General features: G+C 35.7%; 1 protein-coding gene. It reads left to right on the top strand.

Features of this window, described 5'->3' with window-relative positions; all coding sequences use genetic code 11:
• Window positions 1-332: 332 nt before the first annotated feature.
• Window positions 333-619, top strand: a 287-nt coding sequence (locus HADU_RS11910; protein WP_008306769.1) for a KGG domain-containing protein, incomplete at its 3' end; no start/stop codon positions are given.

Genomic DNA, 619 nt, shown 5'->3' on the forward strand with positions numbered 1-619 from the left:
TTTTTGATTTATGAAAGAGATCTAATAATTAACAGACTTAACCTAGTAAATTTAAATATATAGTTAGACATCTCAGAATATATACATAACTCCTATTTTTCTACTCTCTTTATTTTTATGCGTAAAATAATAAGATTGAATTGTCGTTCTCTGTAATTAAAAAATACAGATCGAATACTAACTCTTCATTTTCTAATAATAAAAATAAAAACTGGTATTACTATTTTTAAATTCAGTCACATAATATCCATTCTGTATTTAGCTTTTAGCTCCTACCTTAGTACAGGCAAATTAACCTTTGCTGAAAAAAATAATTTAAAGGAAGGAAAAAAATGGCAACTCAAGATAATGATAACGATACAGATACTTCAAATCGCGGATTTGCAAGTATGGACTCCGAAAGACAACGAGAAATAGCAAGTCAAGGCGGTCGAGCTGCCCATGCCAGTGGAAATGCTCACGAATTTAGCTCTGAAGAAGCCAGAGAAGCAGGACGTGCGGCTCATCGAAGCGGTAATGCACATGAATTTACCTCAGAAGAAGCCCGTGAAGCTGGTAGCCGTAGTCATTCAGGACGCCGCAGCAGCTATGATGACGATGATGATGACGATCGTGGCCG

Source organism: Acinetobacter sp. HA (assembly GCF_000264725.1).
GTDB classification, from domain to species: Bacteria; Pseudomonadota; Gammaproteobacteria; order Pseudomonadales; family Moraxellaceae; genus Acinetobacter; species Acinetobacter schindleri.